At 70.3% G+C, this 18,130-nt stretch carries 12 protein-coding genes and 1 tRNA gene; 5 read left to right on the top strand and 8 right to left on the bottom strand.

Annotated elements, in window-relative coordinates; translation table 11 throughout:
* Nucleotides 1–11: 11 nt before the first annotated feature.
* A complete protein-coding gene (locus Manayef4_RS01570) occupies nt 12–1,334 on the bottom strand; it encodes a peptidase M50 (RefSeq protein ID WP_070130390.1) in 1,323 nt (440 codons plus the stop codon).
* A gap of 211 nt (nt 1,335–1,545) precedes the next feature.
* Here Manayef4_RS01570 and uvrB point away from each other — a divergent pair, with 211 nt between their 5' ends.
* Nucleotides 1,546–3,678, top strand: coding sequence for an excinuclease ABC subunit UvrB (gene uvrB / locus Manayef4_RS01565; RefSeq protein WP_070130435.1), 2,133 nt, complete (start codon nt 1,546–1,548; stop codon nt 3,676–3,678).
* Nucleotides 3,679–3,703: 25 nt separating this feature from the next.
* On the opposite strand, the gene coaE is transcribed toward uvrB, so the two are convergent.
* Entirely contained in the window at nt 3,704–4,393 is a 690-nt protein-coding gene (gene coaE, locus Manayef4_RS01560; RefSeq protein ID WP_011436064.1) for a dephospho-CoA kinase, read from the bottom strand.
* Between the two features lie 163 nt (nt 4,394–4,556).
* Between coaE and Manayef4_RS01555 the strand changes: the two genes are divergently transcribed.
* Nucleotides 4,557–5,228 carry a hypothetical protein gene (locus Manayef4_RS01555; RefSeq protein ID WP_011436063.1) on the top strand — a complete coding sequence of 224 codons (672 nt, stop codon included), beginning with the start codon at nt 4,557–4,559 and terminating at the stop codon, nt 5,226–5,228.
* A 162-nt stretch (nt 5,229–5,390) separates the two neighbouring features.
* Entirely contained in the window at nt 5,391–6,500 is a 1,110-nt protein-coding gene (locus tag Manayef4_RS01550) for a M4 family metallopeptidase (protein ID WP_070130389.1), read from the top strand.
* 9 nt (nt 6,501–6,509) lie between these two features.
* Here the strand turns inward: Manayef4_RS01550 and Manayef4_RS01545 are convergent, their stop codons facing one another.
* The 5 genes from Manayef4_RS01545 to Manayef4_RS01525 all read right to left on the bottom strand — a co-directional run bounded on the left by Manayef4_RS01545 (nt 6,510) and on the right by Manayef4_RS01525 (nt 15,621).
* Nucleotides 6,510–8,462, bottom strand: a complete 1,953-nt coding sequence (locus Manayef4_RS01545; protein WP_254665407.1) for a bifunctional diguanylate cyclase/phosphodiesterase — start codon at nt 8,460–8,462, stop codon at nt 6,510–6,512.
* Between the two features lie 376 nt (nt 8,463–8,838).
* Nucleotides 8,839–11,559 (bottom strand): DNA polymerase I, encoded by a 2,721-nt coding sequence (gene polA, locus Manayef4_RS01540; RefSeq protein ID WP_070130387.1) that lies wholly within the window; start codon nt 11,557–11,559, stop codon nt 8,839–8,841.
* A 237-nt stretch (nt 11,560–11,796) separates the two neighbouring features.
* Nucleotides 11,797–13,002: a branched-chain amino acid ABC transporter substrate-binding protein gene (locus tag Manayef4_RS01535; RefSeq protein WP_175443293.1), complete on the bottom strand. Its 1,206-nt coding sequence runs from the start codon at nt 13,000–13,002 to the stop codon at nt 11,797–11,799.
* Nucleotides 13,003–13,313: 311 nt separating this feature from the next.
* On the bottom strand, nt 13,314–14,873 hold the full coding sequence (locus Manayef4_RS01530; RefSeq protein ID WP_235186897.1) for a branched-chain amino acid ABC transporter substrate-binding protein: 1,560 nt from the start codon (nt 14,871–14,873) through the stop codon (nt 13,314–13,316).
* Between the two features lie 148 nt (nt 14,874–15,021).
* Nucleotides 15,022–15,621 (bottom strand): response regulator, encoded by a 600-nt coding sequence (locus tag Manayef4_RS01525; protein WP_011436057.1) that lies wholly within the window; start codon nt 15,619–15,621, stop codon nt 15,022–15,024.
* Between the two features lie 246 nt (nt 15,622–15,867).
* Here Manayef4_RS01525 and Manayef4_RS01520 point away from each other — a divergent pair.
* Nucleotides 15,868–15,943, top strand: a tRNA-Leu gene (locus Manayef4_RS01520).
* A gap of 453 nt (nt 15,944–16,396) precedes the next feature.
* Here Manayef4_RS01520 and Manayef4_RS01515 read toward each other — a convergent pair.
* On the bottom strand, nt 16,397–17,179 hold the full coding sequence (locus Manayef4_RS01515; RefSeq protein ID WP_070130385.1) for a DUF899 domain-containing protein: 783 nt from the start codon (nt 17,177–17,179) through the stop codon (nt 16,397–16,399).
* A gap of 168 nt (nt 17,180–17,347) precedes the next feature.
* On the opposite strand from Manayef4_RS01515, the gene Manayef4_RS01510 reads away from it, so the two are divergent.
* Nucleotides 17,348–17,893 carry a hypothetical protein gene (locus Manayef4_RS01510; protein ID WP_011436055.1) on the top strand — a complete coding sequence of 182 codons (546 nt, stop codon included), beginning with the start codon at nt 17,348–17,350 and terminating at the stop codon, nt 17,891–17,893.
* Nucleotides 17,894–18,130 lie beyond the last annotated feature (237 nt).

Genomic DNA, 18,130 nt, shown 5'->3' with positions numbered 1-18,130 from the left:
ACGGCGGGCGGTCAGCGCCAGAAGCCGCCGGGATGGGCGGGGCGGACCGTGGTGGCGCGCCCGCGCAGCGGGGCGGTCTCCACCGCCTGCTTCAGCTCCACCGGGCCCACCGTTCCGATCAGGCGAAGGCGACCGTCATCCGGGGCGGCGCCAATGACGGCGACGCAGCCCGCGGMCGGCCGCTCCAGAAGCCGGCCGGTGACGTCCGTCAGCTGCTCGTCCGGACGGGCGGTGGCAACCATCTCCAGCGGAATCATGACCCGGTTGATCCGGGCGAGACCTCGATCGTCCATCGGCACGGCGGCGAGGTCACGCAACAGCGCCACCCCGGCGAGGGATCCGTCGAAGTCCTCGACTCCGAACACCGCCCTCCGCGACGGCAGTACAACCTCGTCCAGCGCGCTTGCGACGGTCGTCCAGGCGGACAACGGCGGCGGCGGCGGGCTCATCACGTCCCGGACGGTCAGACCCTCCAGCGCGACGTAGGTCCGCTGCTGCGCCTGGGCGAACCGGGAGGTGCCCAGCGCCAACCAACCCAGCAGGACAGCCCACAGCGCGACGAACCCGACCAGGAACGACCCGACCAACCCGACGGCGATCAGTGACCAGCCAGTGATCACGCCGGCGCGGGCCGCGGCCTGCTCGGCGCGCGCACGACTGCCAGTGCGGCGCTCCACCCGGGCTGCGATCAGCCGGCCGCCGGAGCTGCGCGGGGAGGGAAGGACGTCAACGAGGGTCACCAGCAGCGCGAAGGTACCCACCCACAGGGCCACCTCGCCGGCCAGTTCCCAGGTGCCGGCGGGTGCCAGGGCACCGAGCACGACAAGCAGGGCCCCGGCGGCAGCGGTGACGAGCAGGCCGGCCCGCGCGATCCGCGCCTCGACCTGGGTGCCGACCTGGGTGCCCGTCCCCGGCGTGGGATCGAGGGCCGCCACGGGCGGCGGCGCGAGATCGATACCGTGGAGTGCCGGCTGGTGGGCGGCCGGGTGAGGGGTTGTCGGGTGAGGGGCGACCGCCACGCCCGCGGAGCGGTCGGGCGCACCGGCCAGGACCAGCCGGCTTCCGAAGGCGCCGAGGGTGATGCCGAGAACGGTCACCCCCGACCGACGGGCCGACCGGGCCCGCATCAGATCGGCGGCCAGCAGGACGCCCACGAGCAAGCCCGCCCCGATCAGACCGCCGGACAGGTAGGCGAATCCGGGCCGGCCGGGCACGGTGGCCGGCAGCGTGATCGCGGAGAGGAGGACAGTGACGATCGCCACCGAGACAGCCAGTCCCGGACGCACCGTGATCGGCGGGAGATGTCCCCGTCGGGTGGCGTCGTGGGTGGTCATGTCCGCTCAGAGCTCCTTTCGCCTTCACCGGGCCGCGGTCACGACCGGGTGTCATACATGCTCAACGCATAGCCTGCCCGTCAACGTCCCGGCAGACACCGCAGGGAGTCCGCGACTTTGCCGACGATTTCGTTGCCGAGGTTCGGCAACATCGAAGTTCGGCAACATCGAGATTCGGAAACTGTCGGAGGCCTGTGGTGTGCTAGAAGCCGTGAGCACAACGTTCGAACGGCCCACCATCGACATCGAGCGGACGCGGGCGCCGTTTCAGGTCGTGTCCGACTTCTCCCCGTCGGGCGACCAGCCTGCCGCCATCGACGAGCTGGCCCGGCGGGTCGGGGCCGGCGAGTCCGACGTCGTCCTCCTCGGCGCCACCGGCACCGGAAAGTCCGCGACCACCGCGTGGCTGGTCGAGCGCCTGCAGCGGCCGACGTTGGTGATGGCCCCGAACAAGACGCTCGCCGCGCAGCTCGCCAACGAGTTCCGGGAGCTGCTGCCGCACAACGCCGTCGAGTACTTCGTCTCGTACTACGACTACTACCAGCCCGAGGCGTACATCGCGCAGACGGACACCTACATCGAGAAGGACTCCTCGATCAACGAGGAGGTGGAGCGGCTACGGCACTCGGCGACGATGAACCTGCTCACCCGTCGGGACGTCGTCGTGGTCGCGAGCGTCAGCTGTATCTACGGCCTCGGCACACCGCAGGAGTACATCGACCGGATGGTGCGGCTGAGGGTCGGCGACGAGATCGAGCGGGACCTGCTGCTGCGCCGCTTCGTTGACGTGCAGTACACCCGCAACGACCTCGCCTTCACCCGCGGGACGTTTCGGGTCCGGGGGGACACGGTGGAGATCTTCCCGGTCTACGAGGAGCTCGCCGTCCGAGTCGAGATGTTCGGCGACGAGATCGAGCGGCTCACCTACCTGCATCCACTGACCGGGGAGGTCGTCAGCGAGGCGGAGGAGATCTACGTCTTCCCGGCCACGCACTACGTCGCCGGGCCGGAGCGGATGGAGCGGGCGATCGCCGGCATCGAGGCGGAGCTCGCCGAGCGGCTGGCCACCATGGAGCGGCAGGGCAGGCTGCTGGAGGCACAGCGGCTGCGGATGCGCACCACCTACGACATCGAGATGATGCGCCAGGTCGGGTTCTGCTCGGGCATCGAGAACTACTCCCGGCACATCGACGGCCGCGAGGCCGGGAGCCCGCCGCACACCCTGCTCGACTACTTCCCCGACGACTTCCTGTTGGTGATCGACGAGTCGCACAACACCGTCCCGCAGATCGGCGGGATGTACGAGGGCGACATGTCCCGCAAGCGCAACCTCGTCGAGCACGGGTTCCGGCTGCCCAGTGCCATGGACAACCGCCCGCTGCGGTGGGAGGAGTTCCTCGAGCGCATCGGCCAGACGGTCTACCTGTCGGCGACCCCGGGCCCCTACGAGCTGGGCCGGTCCGTCGGCGTCGTCGAGCAGATCATCCGGCCTACCGGCCTGCTCGACCCCGAGGTCGTGCTCAAGCCGACGAAGGGGCAGATCGACGATCTCGTCCACGAGATCCGGCTGCGCGCCGAGCGGGACGAACGGGTCCTGGTCACCACGCTGACCAAGAAGATGGCCGAGGATCTCACCGACTACCTGCTCGAACTCGGCATCCGGGTGCGGTACCTGCACAGCGAGGTGGACACCCTGCGCCGGGTGGAGCTGCTCACCGAGCTGCGCCGCGGCGAGTTCGACGTGCTCGTCGGGATCAACCTGCTCCGCGAGGGTCTCGACCTGCCAGAGGTGTCGCTGGTGAGCATCCTCGACGCCGACAAGGAGGGCTTCCTGCGCTCGGACAAGTCACTGATCCAGACGATCGGCCGGGCCGCCCGTAACGTGTCCGGGCAGGTCCACATGTACGCGGATGCGATCACCMCGTCGATGCGCCGCGCCATCGACGAGACGAACCGGCGGCGCGAGAAGCAGATCGCCTACAACACCGAGCGCGGGCTGGATCCCCAGCCCCTGCGCAAGAAGGTCGTCGACATCCTCGACGACATGGTTCGCCAGTCGGCCGACGGCGAGCTGATTGGCGGCGGCGGCCGATCGCAGTCCCGCGGCAAGGCCCCGGTTCCGGGGATGAAGTCGCGCGCCGGCAGGGAGGGCGCCGTCGGCCGGTACGCCGCCGAACTCGCCGGCCTGCCCTCCCACGAACTCGCGCAGCTTATCCGCCAGCTCGACGACCAGATGCACGAGGCGGCGAAGGAGCTGCAGTTCGAGCTGGCCGCCCGGCTGCGCGACGAGATCGCCGAGCTGAAGAAGGAGCTGCGTGGCATGGGCGCCGCCGGCGTGCAGTGATGCCGTGAGCGCCGGCCTGCCACGATCAGCCGGCTGGGGCGGCGGTGTCCGTGCCGCTGGCGGCAGTATCCGTGCCGCTGGCGACGGTCTCGGCCTTGGCGGTGGCCTTGGCGGTGGCCTTGGCGTCGCGGCGGGCCAGCAGATCCTGCCAGACCTCCTCGATGCGGGCGTCGAGGTCGTCCAGGCTCCCGCCGTTGTCCACCACGATGTCGGCAGCGGCCCGGCGCTGGGAGTCCGTGGCCTGGTTCGCCATCCGCGCCAGCGCCTGGTCGCGGGGCAGGCCGCGGCCCTCGAGGCGGTGCAGCCGCAGCTCCCGCGGCGCCTCGACGACCAGCACCACGTCGTAGGTGCCCTCGGCGTGCACCTCGACGAGCAGCGGGATGTCGTGCACGGCGATTCCGCTCGGTGACACCTCCCCCATGCGCCGCGCCGTCTCCTCGCGGATCAGCGGATGGACGATCGCTTCGAGCCGGCCGCGGGCGGCGGGATCGGCGAACACGATCCGGCCGAGCGCCTCGCGGTCCAGGCCGCCGTCCGCGTTCGCCAGTTCGGTGCCGAACTCCGCCAGGACCGCGGCGAGCCCCGGGGTGCCGGGCGCCACCACGTCCCGGGCGACCTGGTCGGCGTCGATCAGCAAGGCGCCCCGGGCCGCGAGGCACGCTGACACCGCGCTCTTGCCCGAACCAATGCCACCCGTCAGACCTACTGTGAACACATCGCCGAGTCTGCCAGCTCCCGGAGCCAGCCACCCAGCCGGTCCGCCCGGCTGCGCCCTCGCGTACTTGGCAGCTCGCGTACTTGGCAGCTCGCGTACTTGGCAGCTCGCGTACTTGGCAGCTCGCGTACTTGGCAGCTCGCGTACTTGGCAGACTGTGCGGATGGAGGTTGCCCCGGTCGCGCACCGGCTCTGGCCGGCCCTGCTCACCGGCACGCTGCTCGGTCTCGGTGCCCTCGGCCTCGCGCTGGCACCGGCGCTCGCCGGTTCGGCACCGTTGCTGCTCGTTGCGCTGCGACCCACGTGGGCGATCCTGCTGCTGGTCGGCGGCACGGTGCCGTTCGTTCCCGCCCTGCTGATCGCCGCGTTTTTCCGCGGGCTGATCGACGTCGGCTACTTCGGTCTGGCCCGCAACAACATCCGCTCGGTGCTCCTACGGCGCATCAGCACCGGCCGCGTCGTGGCGGCGCTGTCCCGCCGCGGCACCCAGCGCCCGCTGCTGTGGTTCTGCCTGCTGAACACCAACGCGGCGGTGGACGCGGCGCTCGGCGCCGGCGACGTCCCGCTGCGCCGGTTCCTGCGCTTCCTGGTTCCCGGCTCCCTGCTGTCCTCGGCCCTCTACCTGACGGCGGCGCGTGCCGTGACGCCATGGATGCACGGCGTCGTCACCTGGCTCGACGAGAACATGACCTTCCTGATCCTCGGCAGCCTCACGTTGGCGATCATCCAGCTGGGGGCGCGGACGCTCCTGCGCCGTCGGGGTCGGCTCCGCACTGCATCCGGTTCCCCGCCCGGCCCATCGTCCGGCTGGTCGCCCGGCCGGCATCGCGGATAGGGTGGTAACGGAACGTTTCCGGCTAGCCAGAAGAAGGCGGTGGACCGGCACTCTCTGGACATCCTGTGTCGCAGGTAGCAAGGTCGGTGACTCCGGGGTCATCCGCGGCCGTCGACRCCCGCGGGAATCCACCGGCGATCATCTCACGCTACGGAGTCGACGATGCCCTGCCCCCGCCACGCCCTGCCCTGCGCGGTCCCACCCCACATCCTCGAACGCATTGTCCGCAACGGCACCGAGGAGCAGCGTTCCCGGGCCCTGTCCACCCTGCTCCAGGACACCTCTYATCGCACCATCCGGGTGCACAACGCCCTGATGCGCTCGACGCGGCGCGGTGCCGTCCCACCGCGCCCGGCGCCCGAGACCGGCCCGCGGCGTACCGTCAGCGACGCGGGCGGCACCGAGATCCTGCCGGGTGCGATGGTTCGCGAGGAGGGTGGCGCCGCGATCGACGACGCGGCGGTCAACGAGGCCTACGACGRCCTGGGCTCGACGTTCGCGTTCTACTCCGACGTCCTAGGCCGGAGCTCCATCGATGACGAGGGGATGGCTCTGCTCGCCACCGTGCACTACGGCGACCACTACGAGAACGCCTTCTGGAACGGCCGCCAGATGGTGTTCGGCGACGGCGACGGCGAGCTGTTCAAGCGTTTCACGGCGTCGCTCGACATCATCGGTCATGAACTGACCCATGGCGTCACCGAGGACGAGGCGGCGCTGATGTATGTGAACCAGTCCGGCGCGCTCAATGAGTCGATCAGCGACGTCTTCGGTTCCCTGGTGAAGCAGTACGTCCGCGGCCAGACCGCCGAGCAGGCCGACTGGCTGATCGGCGACGAGCTGCTCACAGACGCCGTCCAAGGCGTCGCGCTGCGGTCGATGAAGRCCCCCGGGACCGCCTACGACGATCCGGTACTCGGCGACGACATCCAGCCGGACCACATGGACCGCTACGTCCGGATGACCGCCGACAACGGCGGCGTCCACATCAACTCGGGCATCCCGAACAAGGCGTTCTACCTCGCCGCGACGGCTCTCGGCGGATACGCCTGGGAGAAGGCCGGCCGCATCTGGTACGAGACCCTGCGCGCACCGCAGATCCGGCCGAACACGACGTTCCGTGCATTCGCCTCGGTGACCGTGCACCAGGCCGGCCTGCTGTTCGGTGCGGACGCGCGGAAGGCCGTCTCCGAGGCGTGGCAGGCCGTCGGCATCGTCGTCCGCGTATCCGGGCAGGTCAGCGCAGCCGGGCAGGTCAGCGCARCCGGGTAATTCGGACCATCACGCCCGGCGACATCGAACGTCACCGCCCGGGACCACCTTGCCCGCCTTCGCGGCCCGGGTCCGCAGCAGCTCGCGGACGCGCTCCGCCGGCAGCGGAGGCGAGATCGCCTCTCCCTGCAGCAGATCGCAGCCGAAGTCGACCATCATCGTCAGGGTCCGTTCGTCCTCGATGCCCTCACCGACGACCCGCAGCCCCAGGCGATGTCCCAGATCGAGCACGGAACGCACGATCGCGGCGTCGGGCAGGCTCCCCCGGACGTCCGTGACGAACCCCCGGTCGATCTTGACCTCGTCAAACGGCAACGTCTTGAGGATCTCCATCGAGCTATACCCGGTGCCGAAGTCGTCGAGGGAGAGCGCCACGCCGTGGGAGCGCAACTGACCCAGCATCGTCGCCGCACGCGCGGGCTGGGTGACCAGGGCGCTCTCGGTGATCTCCAGGGTGAGGACGTCGGGGGCCAGCCGGTGCGCGGCGATCGAGTCCGAGACCACCCGGGGAAGATCGTCGATCACCAGCATCCGGGGGGAGAGATTGACCGACACCGGCAGGTGCAGGCCCCCCGCGTCCCAGGCGGYACACTGCCGCAGTGCCTCGTCGAGAACCCACCGGGTCAGGTCCGCGATCAGGGGGGACCGCTCGGCGATCGGCAGGAACTCGCCGGGGGGGAGCAGCCCACGGCTCGGATGTCGCCACCGCAGCAACGCCTCGGCACCGACGATCCCACCGGTCCGAGCTGACTGGACCGGCTGGTAGTACAGGACGAGCTCGTCGCGGCCGATCGCGGCGCGCAACTGGGCGTTCAACGCGATCTCCTCGGGCCGCACCCCGGCGATGCCGGCATCCCACAGGCCCACGCTCTCCCCGACCCGCTTGGCCCGCAGCAGGGCCGCATCGGCGCAGCTCATCAGGGTGGCCATGGTCGCGCCGTCGCGGGGGGCCACCGCGATGCCCACCGAGGCGTCCACCTCGACGTCGACCCCGCAGACCTGAAAGGGCCCCTGGATCTGGCGGAGGACCCGCCGGCCCAGGGTGCGCCGCCGCCCGGCGGCTATGGCCGCGGGCAGGGGGCCGCGGACGGCMGGCGCGCCCGACGGGCCGAGCGAGACAGGTGAAGCAGATGAGGTGGATGAGGGGGGCGAGGCAGATGAGACGGATGAAGCGGGCGGCGCCGGGATGATCTCGGGCCCGCGGAACACCAGCGCGAACTCGTCCCCGCCGGCCCGACCGACGAACACCGGCCTCGGGGTCAGGGTCGGCAACGTCTCAGCGATCATCCTCAGCAGCTGGTCGCCGCCGAGGTGACCGAGCGCATCGTTGACCTCGTGAAACCGGTTGAGGTCCACCAGGACGAGGACAGCCTCGTTCCCCGCGGCATTGATCTTCGCAACGGCGGACTGCCCGATTTCCATCGTCCCGCCCCGGTTGGCCAGGCGGGTGAGGGGATCGGAACGGTTCTGCAGCAGGCCCTCACGGAACAGGGCCTTCGCCACCGCGCCCACGAGCATGACGGCGGCGATGGTGGAGAACATGGGCGCGGCGGCCTCGGCCAGTCCGCCGTGGGCGGTGACGCCGGCGACGACGGCAGCGCAGACGGCCGCGGTGCCGGCGACGGCCCAGCCGACGGGGACCAGGGCGGCATAGGCGCACAGCACCGGGAACCAGGTCAGGTATGTGTCCGCGTTCCGGCCGGGCGCCGCGCTCGCCAGCGCGAAGGCGAGCGCGGCGGCGAGCGAGGCGACGGCGACGGGCGGAATCCAGCGCCCTCTCGGGTTGGCCACCAGCCCGACGACGGCGTTACCGACCGCGACCACCAGACCCAGCCAGTTTCCCCAGCGCAGATAACCCGGGGAGCCCGGAATGCACCCGGCGAGCAGGAAGAGCACCGCCGCGATCGCAGGGGTGACCACGAGAAAACGCCGACGGCCGGCGAACGTACGCCCGCTGATCAAAAACCGCTTCCTCCCGCACTGACCCGCGATGAGCCCGACCGAACGGACCGAGCGGATCAGGCGGACCGAACAGGGACGAACCGCACCGAACGGGACGTCGCTCCGGGTGTCGCAACGACCCCGCATCCGAGAGATCACGGTGCACGACGGCGACAGGGCCGGGTCAGGCTTCCTTCCAACATAGCCGTCGATCCGGCGTGACCRACATCATAGCCAGCAGCTTCCCGGCACCGATGCAATTTCACGGTTCGGTACAATTCCTCGACTGATACCGGAGACGACGGAAAATCCGGGAAGCCAGCGGAGTAATTCGGCACAAAAATGACATCCGGGTACAGGAACGCTCGGTAACAGGAACACTCAGTAACAGGAACACTCAGTGCGCCGCGTCGTCCCAGGTGCAGCCGGCGCCGACGCTCACGTCGAGCGGCACCGACATGGTGTACGCGGAGGTCATCTCGGCCCGGACCAGCCGCTCGACCGCATCGTGCTCGCCGGGCGCGATCTCGAGGACGAGTTCGTCGTGCACCTGGAGCAGCAGCCGGGAGGCGTACCCCCCGGCACACAGCGCCCGGTCGACCCCCAACATCGCAATCTTGATGATGTCCGCGGCGGAACCCTGGATCGGCGCGTTCAACGCCATCCGCTCGGCCATCTGCCGCCGCTGGGAGTTGTCGCTGGTCAGATCGGGCAGGTAGCGACGGCGGCCGAGGATCGTCTCGGTGTAGCCGTCCTTGCGGGCCCGTTCCACGACCCCACGCAGGAAGTCGCGGACCCCGCCGAACCGGGCGAAGTAGGCGTCCATGTGCTCCCGGGCCTCGTCCGGCGCGATGCCGAGCTGCCCGGCGAGGYCGAACGCGGACAACCCGTAGGCCAGRCCGTACGACATCGCCTTGATCCGCCGGCGCAGCTCCGGGTCGACCTCGGAGACCGGCAGGCCGAACGCCTCGGCGGCCACGAAGGTGTGCAGGTCCTCGCCGGAGCCGAACGCCTCGATGAGGCCCTCGTCACCCGAAAGATGAGCCATGATCCGCATCTCGATCTGCGAGTAGTCCGCCGTCAGCAGCGTCTCGTAGCCCGCGCCGACGACGAAGGCCCGGCGGATCTGGCGCCCCTCGGCCGTCCGGATCGGGATGTTCTGCAGGTTCGGGTCCGCGGAGGAAAGCCGGCCGGTCGCGGCGATCGTCTGGTTGAACGTGGTGTGGATGCGCCCAATATCGTCGATCATGGGGATCAGCGAGTCGACGACCGTCTTGAGGCGGGCCACGTCGCGGTGCCGCAGCAGCACCGGCAGGAGCGGATGGTCGGACTGGACCGCCAGCCAGGCGAGGGCGTCGGCGTCCGTGGTATAACCGGTCTTGATCTTCTTGGTCTTGGGYAGGCCCAGCTCGTCGAAGAGGATCTGCTGCAGCTGCTTGGGGGAGCCCAGGTTGAACGGCCGGCCGACGATCTCGTGGGCCTGCGCGGCGACCGCGCTGACCTCGCCGCCGTAGTGCTTCTGCAGCTCGGTCAGGTGCTCGGAGTCCACGGCGATGCCGGCCCGCTCCATGCCGGCCAGGACCGTGACCAGCGGGAGTTCGATGTCCCGCAGCAGGGTGGCGGCGGAGCGGCGTTCGAGGTCCGCGTCGAGGGCGTCGGCGAGCTCGAGGCAGGCCCGGGCCCGCACGGCGTCCGCGTGCGCCTGGTCGGCCTCGCCGGAGCCGTCGAGGGTCAGCTGCTGGCCGCCCGGGACGGGGTCGGCGGACAGGTCGCGATGCAGGTACCGGGCGACGAGATCGGCCAGGTCGAAGGACCGCTGGCCGGGCAGAGCCAGATAGGCCGCGAGCGCGGTGTCGCTGGTGACGCCGGCGAGCGGCAGGTCAAGCTCGGTCAGGGCCAGCATCGGCCCCTTCACGTCGTGGGCGGCCTTCGGCTGGTTCGGATCGGCGAGCCAGGCGCCCAGCGCCGCCACGTCCGCGGGGGTGAGCAGCGTCGGGTCGATCCAGGCCGCGGCACCGCCGGCCGCGGCCAGCGCGAGACCGGCGAGCACACCGGTGCCGCGCCCCCAGGTGCCCCGGGCGTGCAGGCCGGTACGGCCGACCCTGTGGGCGTGCTCGGCGAGCCACCGGGCCACCTCGCCCGGCCCGAGCACGGTCAGCTCGATCTCGAACCCCTCGTCGGCGGGAGGCGGCGCGATCGCGAGGGCCGCGTAGAGCCGCTCCCGCAGCACCCGGAATTGCAGCGTGTCGAACAGCTGGTGGACGGCCTCCCGGTCCCAGGGCCGCATCCGCAGGCCGGCGGGGACGACGTCGAGCGGCACGTCACGGGACAGCTCCGTCAGGGAACGGTTGCGGATGACCTCGGACAGGTGGGCGCGCAGCGACGCCCCGGTCTTCCCGCCGATCTCGTCGGCATGGTCGACCAGTTCGGCCAGCGAGCCGAACTGCTGGATCCACTTGGTGGCGGTCTTCTCCCCCACCCCCGGCACCGACGGCAGGTTGTCGGAGGGATCCCCGCGCAGGGCCGCGAAGTCCGGGTACTGCACTGGGGACAGGCCGTACTTCGCCTGCACCTCGTCGGGGGTGAAGCGGACCATGTCACTGATGCCCTTGCGGGTCATCAGCACCGTCACCCGCTCGTCGACCAGCTGCAGCGCGTCACGGTCACCCGTGACGACCAGCAYGTCCATCCCCTCGGCCGCGCCCAGGGTCGCGAGCGTGGCGATCACGTCGTCGGCCTCGTATCCCGGCGCGCTGACCCCCGGCACCGCGAGGGCGTCGCACACCTGGTGGATGAGGCTGACCTGGCCGACGAAGTCGGCCGGGGTCTCGCCCCGACCGGCCTTGTACTCGGCGTACTGGGTGTGCCGGAAGGTCGGGGTCGGCAGGTCCCACGCCACGGCGACATGGGTCGGCCGCTCGTCGCGCAGGACGTTGATGAGCATGGAGGTGAATCCGTACACCGCGTTCGTCGGCTGGCCCGTGGTGGTGGAGAAGTTCTCCACCGGCAGCGCGTAGAAGGCACGGTAGGCCAGCGAGTGCCCATCAAGCAGCAACAACCGGGGCGTTGCCGGGGTCGACTTCGCGGGGCTCGATGGCGCGGGACTCGGCGAGGACACGGCCGGGCCGGCCGCAGTGGCCGCAGTGGCCCCAGTGGCCCCAGTGGCGGACGCTGCCGAGCGGCTCCCGGACGGAGACGAGGTGGGGGACGAAGTGGTGACGGACACGCGGCGAGTTTAGGCCGTGGGTCGGACAGTTTCGCCGCGAGCGGGCGGACCGATGCGTCGACCACGTCGCTCCGCCGGCCGGGCAGGTCCGCCGGCCGGGCAGGTCCGCCGGCCGGGCAGGTCCGCCGGTTACGGTCTGACGAGGGAGCTGACCGGGCCGAGCACGGCCCGTTTCCCGGCCCGGACCTCGTACACGTAGACCGTCGAGCCCTCGACCTCACCATTCTTCCGGAATCTGATGCGCTTGGTGACGCCAGGAATGTCGACCGAGCCGAACCGGGCGAGCACGGCCTCCCGCGTCGCGCCGCTACCGAGCCGGCGCAGCACCTCGATGACGGCGTTCGTGGCGTCATAAGCCTCGCCGGAATAGGTTCCAGGCCGCGCGTCGGCGTTGATCGTCTTGTAGTCGGCGACGAACCCCGCCGCCGCGGGATCGCTGTTCGGGTCACCGCAGGGGCAGGTCAGCAGCGTTCCCTCGGCGTTGCCGGCACCGGCCTGGTGGATGAGTTGGTCGTCGTTCGCGCCGTCGCCGCTGACGACCTTCCCGGTGTACCCCTTGCTGCGCAGCGCCCTGGTCAGCAACGCGAGTTCCGCATAGTAGCCAGAATAGTACACKGCGTCCGGATTCTCGGCGAGGATCTTCGTGGCCTGGGACGTGTAGTCCTTCGTCGGATTGATGCCGTCGTGGATCACGCGGATGCCACGGCCGGTCAGGGCCTTCTCGAGCGCTCCGGACAAGCCGGTGCCGTATTCGCTCCGGTCGTCGAGAGAGTAGACCTTGTCCGCCTTCACGACCTTGGCAAGGTATTCCGCGGCGGCGGATCCCTGCACGGTGTCCGGTGCGATGACCCGGTAGAAGCTGGTGAACCCGAGATCGGTGAGCGCCGGATTGGTGGCCGACGGGCTGACCGACAGCAGCCCGGCCCCGCTGTAGAGCGGCTCACTCGACTTCGTCGGTCCGGAGAAGACGGGGCCGACGACGCCGATGACCTCCGGATTGTCGATCAGTTTCTGCGCGGCGGTGGGCCCCTGCTCGGCCATACCCTGATCGTCCGAGGCGACCAGGCGCAGCCTGAACGGCAGATCCTTGCGCCGGTTCGCTAGCTCGACAGCGGTCAGCACCCCGTCGTAGGCGTTGATGCCGAGCTGCTGGTTGTCGCCGGAGAGCGGCCCCTGAAAACCGATGGCGTATTCCTTTTTCCCGTCGTCACCGGACGAACCACCGCCGCAGCCGGCRAGGRCGGCCGCGGCTGTCAGCACACCCACGGATCCGAGGGCCCCCCACCGCGTCACGCTCGGTCGGGGCACGCCCCCTCGCCGTCCAGGACCCGTCATGACACGCCCTCCCACAGCACATCGCTGCCGCTACCGACACCCTCGGCGTCAGGACCCGGTCCGCCACCGCATCATCGGCAACCGATCGACAGCGGATAGTGACGAAAACGTAACCTTCGGAGGAGTGGAAGGGAAGCGCAACGTGAGCGTGTCGTAACTTGAAGGGGGTTTCGCCGGTGAGTCCGAAAGCAAACGACCCGATCGGAGAAGCGAACGACCCGGCAGAACCCGCAACGGCCCGGTCGGAGGATGTCGGTTGCCGCAGCCGCCGCAGCCATTACGGCAGCCGCCGACACGTCACCGCCGGTCGGTCAGTTCTCCGTCTTCAACGGGACGAATCTGCCGCCGAGTACCGTGTAGAGCACGACCGTGGGCGATCGGGTGTCCCCCCAGCGGTCGAAGGCGACGGAGCCGGTGATCCCCGCGAACGAGCCGCTTCCGATCGCCGTCACGAGGTCGTGTCTGGTGGCCGCGTCCACGGTCGTCCGGCCCGGCAGCACCGTGGCCGCTGCGCGGATGATCGCCCTGGCGGCGTCGTACGCATAGGCCGCGACCGCGGGGATGGCCTCGGCCCGCCGCAGCTCCAGCTCCGCGGCGGGGTCGTTCACCCCGGACGTACCGCGGGTACCGGCGGCCGGGGGCCCGTGGGGCCCCTCCTCCAGGCCCGGCCCCGGTGCCGATACCGGTGCCGAGGTGCCGTGGACCACCCTCGGGGTGGTGGTGGCGCCCCGGCCGGGCGAGGCGGTCTCCGCTGGATCCTCCTGGCTCCGCAGGTCCGCAGGGTCCTCCTGGCCCCGCGGGCCCAGAGTCCCACTCGACCGCCCACTCGCGCCAGGCGATTCCACGCCGCCCGAGGCCCCGGGACGGGTACTGCCCTCGTCATCCGCCGGTCCCCCGAAACGGTCGGAGTAGTCCGCGACGAAGGCACCCGAGGACGGCAGCCGGGTCGGCGGGACCAGCGGACCGATGATCAGATCGCCGTCGGCTGCCGACCTCGCCTCGTCGGTGTAGCGGGGCTGGAGCAACGCGTCCGAACCCACTACCTGGATCGACGTCCCCGCGTCGGCGAGCCGGGCCCGCAGTTTCCCGGCGAAGGCCGCACCCGTCGAGACGTAGACCAGATCGGGGGCGTCCTCCTCGATCGCCCGCGCGGTGTCGGCGATCTCGGATCCGTCCGCTTCGTCCCCCCGGACCTGGTACACCGATGTCACCGACGCGCCGAGAGCGGCGGCGCGCGCCGCGAAGCGGGCGCCCAGGGTCGTGCCGTATCTCGGTTCGCCGTCAACGACGACGATACGCCTGCGGCCGAGCGTCCTGACCGCGTACTCGGCTGCGACCCGGGCCTGGCGCTCGTCCGTTCCGGCCAGGCGGAAGTAGGACGGGAAGGGCCGGGTGCGCGGCCGGGAACCGGAGTCGGTCAGCGTCGGGTCCGCGTTCGACGGGGAGACGACGGGGATGCCAGCGGCGCTCAGCGTGGGCAGGGACACCTTCGCTACGAGTGAGCTCAGCGGCCCGACCACGCCGATGACATGATTGTTCGCCACGAAGGCGTCCACGGCCTGCGCTCCCCCGTCCGGACGGGACAGGTCGTCGTGGGCGGACAGCTCGATGCGCCAGCCCGGGACGGCCCCGGACTTGTTGGCCTCGTCGACCGCGAGCGCGACGGCGTTGCGCGCGCTCACCCCGTCCGTGGAGAGATCCCCGGACAGCGGCGCCATCACACCGAGGGTGGCGACCCGGGTGACGCCGGTGGCGGCTCTGGCGCCAGCGCCGCCACCGGCGTCATCGCCTGCGCCGAGGCTGGCGGCCAGCGTGAGCCCCAGGACCGAGGGCACCGCGAGGACCAGGACGGCGAGAGCCGCAAGCGCCACGCGTCCGCGACCGGTGCGCGATCTGGCCCGGGTCCACCGCCCGATCGAACCGGTCATCGACGCGAGAGACGTCCGCGACGAATCGCTCACCCGGCCTCCGGGATCACGGACACGAAGGTCACGGACGCGAAGGTCACGGACACGGAGGTCACGAGCCCGGCAACGCCTCACCCGACAGCACGGCCTCGGCGACCGCCCGCATCGTCCGGCGCTGGTTCATCGAGGTGCGCTGGATCCAGCGGAAGGCATCCGGCTCGGTCATGCCGTGCTCGGTCTGCAGCACGCCCTTGGCCCGCTCGATGATCTTCCTGGCCTCCAGGCGCCCCTGCAGGTCCTCCACCTCGGCCTCAAGGCTCACGATCTCGGTGAAGCGGCTCATCGCCATCTCGATCGTGGGCAGCAGGTCCTTCTTCTGGAACGGCTTGACCACGTAGGCCATGGCGCCGGCCTCACGGGCACGTTCCACCAGCTCCCGCTGGCTGAAGGCGGTGAGGATGACGACGGGAGCGATACGGTCCTTGGCGATCTTCGCACCGGCCTCGATGCCGTCCATCCTCGGCATCTTCACATCGAGGATGCACAGGTCGGGGCGGAGCTTGCCGGCGAGGTTGACGGCCATCTCGCCGTCGCCCGCCTCCCCGACCACCTCATAGCCCTCCTCCTGGAGCATCTCCCTGAGGTCGAGCCGGATCAGCGCTTCGTCCTCGGCGATCAGAACCCGGCGCGGGTTCGAGGAGGGGTGGCTCATCGAGTCGGACTCCTGGTCTCGGAGGTGCGTCCCTAGTGTGGCAGGACGGACGATCGGGGGGCCGTCCCGCCCCGGACACGGAGGGCGGGAGGTCGAAACGCACCCTACCCGGATAGAGTCTTCAAGGAGCGGTTCCGGCCAGGTTCGACGGCGATCTCCTCGCCCTCGTCCCGCCCGGTTCCTCCGCCCGTTCCACTTGCGCCAACTCGCCCCTGTTCCGTCTGATCCAACACGCTCCACCCGCCGGCCCCGGTACTCCAACGGCAGAGAGACGGTGCTCAAACCACCGACAGTGTGGGTTCGAATCCCACCCGGGGTACCAGATAGATCGTTTTCGAACCTTGGTCACGGTCAAGCCTTGGCCACGACCAAGATCCCCAACAGGGTCCAGATCGTGGCCGAGGCTTGTGTCCGCGGCCAGACCGGGCTTGTCACTGTCCCAGCCCGGCTCATGCCCGGSGCGGCCACCACCCCCGGCCACCGCCCGCCGAAACGCCTCTCCTGTCAGCGTGGCGTAGGGCTCGCGGAGGCGTACGCCGGTTACGACCRCCTCGTCCTCTTCGACCTCTGCCAAGAGCTTCGTGAAGAAAGCCTGGTTACTCATGCGCTGCACCTGCGGTCCGGACAGCTGGTACAGCTCGCCGCACCCGCCGACGAGTGTCAAGCTCCGTCCGCAGCCCCGCGCGGATTTTCTCCTGTTCATCCTCGTTAAGACGCACGCCAGCATAGAAACGCTCAACGGGCGCTTCCTGCCGACACCGTCGACGAAGGCGCGTCAGTGGTGGTGGCCGTGCCGACCGAGGGTCTCCACGGGGGTCGCGCCGGGGCGGGTCCACTGCGGCACGGGGCGGCTGGTCGGGCCCCAGGTGGCGTTCCCGTCCGCGTCCGAGCGCCAGAACCAGCACGAGCTGCGCCCCTCGGGCCAGGCCTCGGGGTTGTCCTCCCATGCCTCGCCGCGGCCGTAGGGCGTCATGTCGAGCAGGCCGAGGGACCCGTTGACCGGCTCGTTGCCACGGCCCGTCGTGGAGTAGGTGAGGAACACGCGGTCGCCGTCGCGCAGGAAGCAGGTGATGTAACCCATGCTGCCGCCGACCGGCCCGTCCACGTCGCGCACCGAGTACCAGGGCTGGGTGTAGCCCATGAACTCAACGTAGGAGGCCACCTCGTCCCAACGGCCCGTGGTCAGGATGGCGAACGAGACGCCGCGGGCGTTGAGGTAGACGGCGTCCTTCAGGTGCCAGGCCGTAGTGGTGCAGCCCTCGCACTGCCCCTGGTGCGGCGCGCCGTCATACCACATGTGCTTGTAGACCACTAGCTCGTCGCGGCCCTGGAACAAGTCCAGGAACGGGACCGGGCCGTCGGGCCCGACGACCTCGACCGTCCCGTCGAGCTCCACCATCGGCAGCCGGCGGCGGRCCGCGGCGAGGGCGTCGCCCTYGCGGGTGTGGGCCTTCTCGCGGACCAGAAGCTCGTCACGGGCGGTCTGCCAGGCAGTCAGGTCAACGACGGGCGGGCGGCCAGGCAGCGCTGTGGCCGGGCCGTCCGGTGTGGTCGTCATGGTCTCCTCCGTGGTGTCTCGTGCCGGGCGGCGTCCTACGACGTCCTACGACGGTCGCCAGAACAGACTCGCGACCCGGCCGGAACGCATCGCGGCAGGGGGCGGCGCGGAACGTGCTTTGGCAACTGGCAAACTGAGGATCGAGCAACGGCGCCGTGAGGAGGCAGGGTGACCGCGAATACCGGCGGGGGACCACTTTCCCATCTGCCCGTCGCAGGCGCGGACGTCGAGATCTGGGGGATCAACGACTTCCTCGCTGCCGACGAGCGGCGCCCGACCAGTTTCATCACCAATTTCGGTAACTGGCAGGTGCCCGACCCGGTCGCTGCTGCCCTCGCGTCGAGGGTCGCGCACCTGGAATGGTTCCACGACACGGGGGAACTAGTCGCGATCGGTGACGTTCCCCATCGAGGGGCGGCGACCGTCGAGATCCCGCGCGTCGAAGGAGCGGTCGGGGAGCTGGCTGACATGGTCGCCGGTCCGTTCGGCAGCGGCGGCATATCGTTCCGGACCGCCGACGGCGCGGTTCGCGAGTTCCCCGAGATGGTTGTCTCCGAAGGCACCCGCGTCGCGGTGCTGGCGGTCATCAAACAGGGCCCGCGGGTGCACGGGGTGCTGTGGGACTGGCACCGCTGGCACCGTCGCCCCGAAGGATGGGCCTGGCTGGAAGAGCGCCTGCTCAGCACCCGCCGCACGACAGGCGGCAACGACTGATCAGGGACCGGGACAGTTAACCGGTCGCTGCGGCGTGCCTTCTGCTCCTCTCACTCCTCGGGCACGGGCGGACGGCCGTGACGGCGTGGTGGGTGCGCGCRGAACAGGACGATCTGCGTAGCCGTAGGCGGAATCGCTCCAGCCGGGCACACGTTTGATCAGGCGCTCACTGTATGGGCATCGACGCGGACCGTGAAGGATGTCCGCGATCCTGCTCAGTCCCACCGCCGCGCTATG

Source organism: Frankia sp. CgMI4 (assembly GCF_001756285.1).
GTDB lineage: Bacteria > Actinomycetota > Actinomycetes > Frankiales > Frankiaceae > Frankia > Frankia casuarinae.
Note: the sequence above shows the minus strand (reverse complement) of the source record. Positions and strands in the feature narration are given on the sequence as shown.

Bases quoted from the DNA above. Each gene is read 5' to 3' on its own strand.
- Manayef4_RS01555 (WP_011436063.1), top strand. From the start codon at position 4,557: ATGGAGGTTGCCCCGGTCGCGCACCGGCTCTGGCCGGCCCTGCTCACC.
- Manayef4_RS01525 (WP_011436057.1), bottom strand. From the start codon at position 15,621: ATGAGCCACCCCTCCTCGAACCCGCGCCGGGTTCTGATCGCCGAGGAC.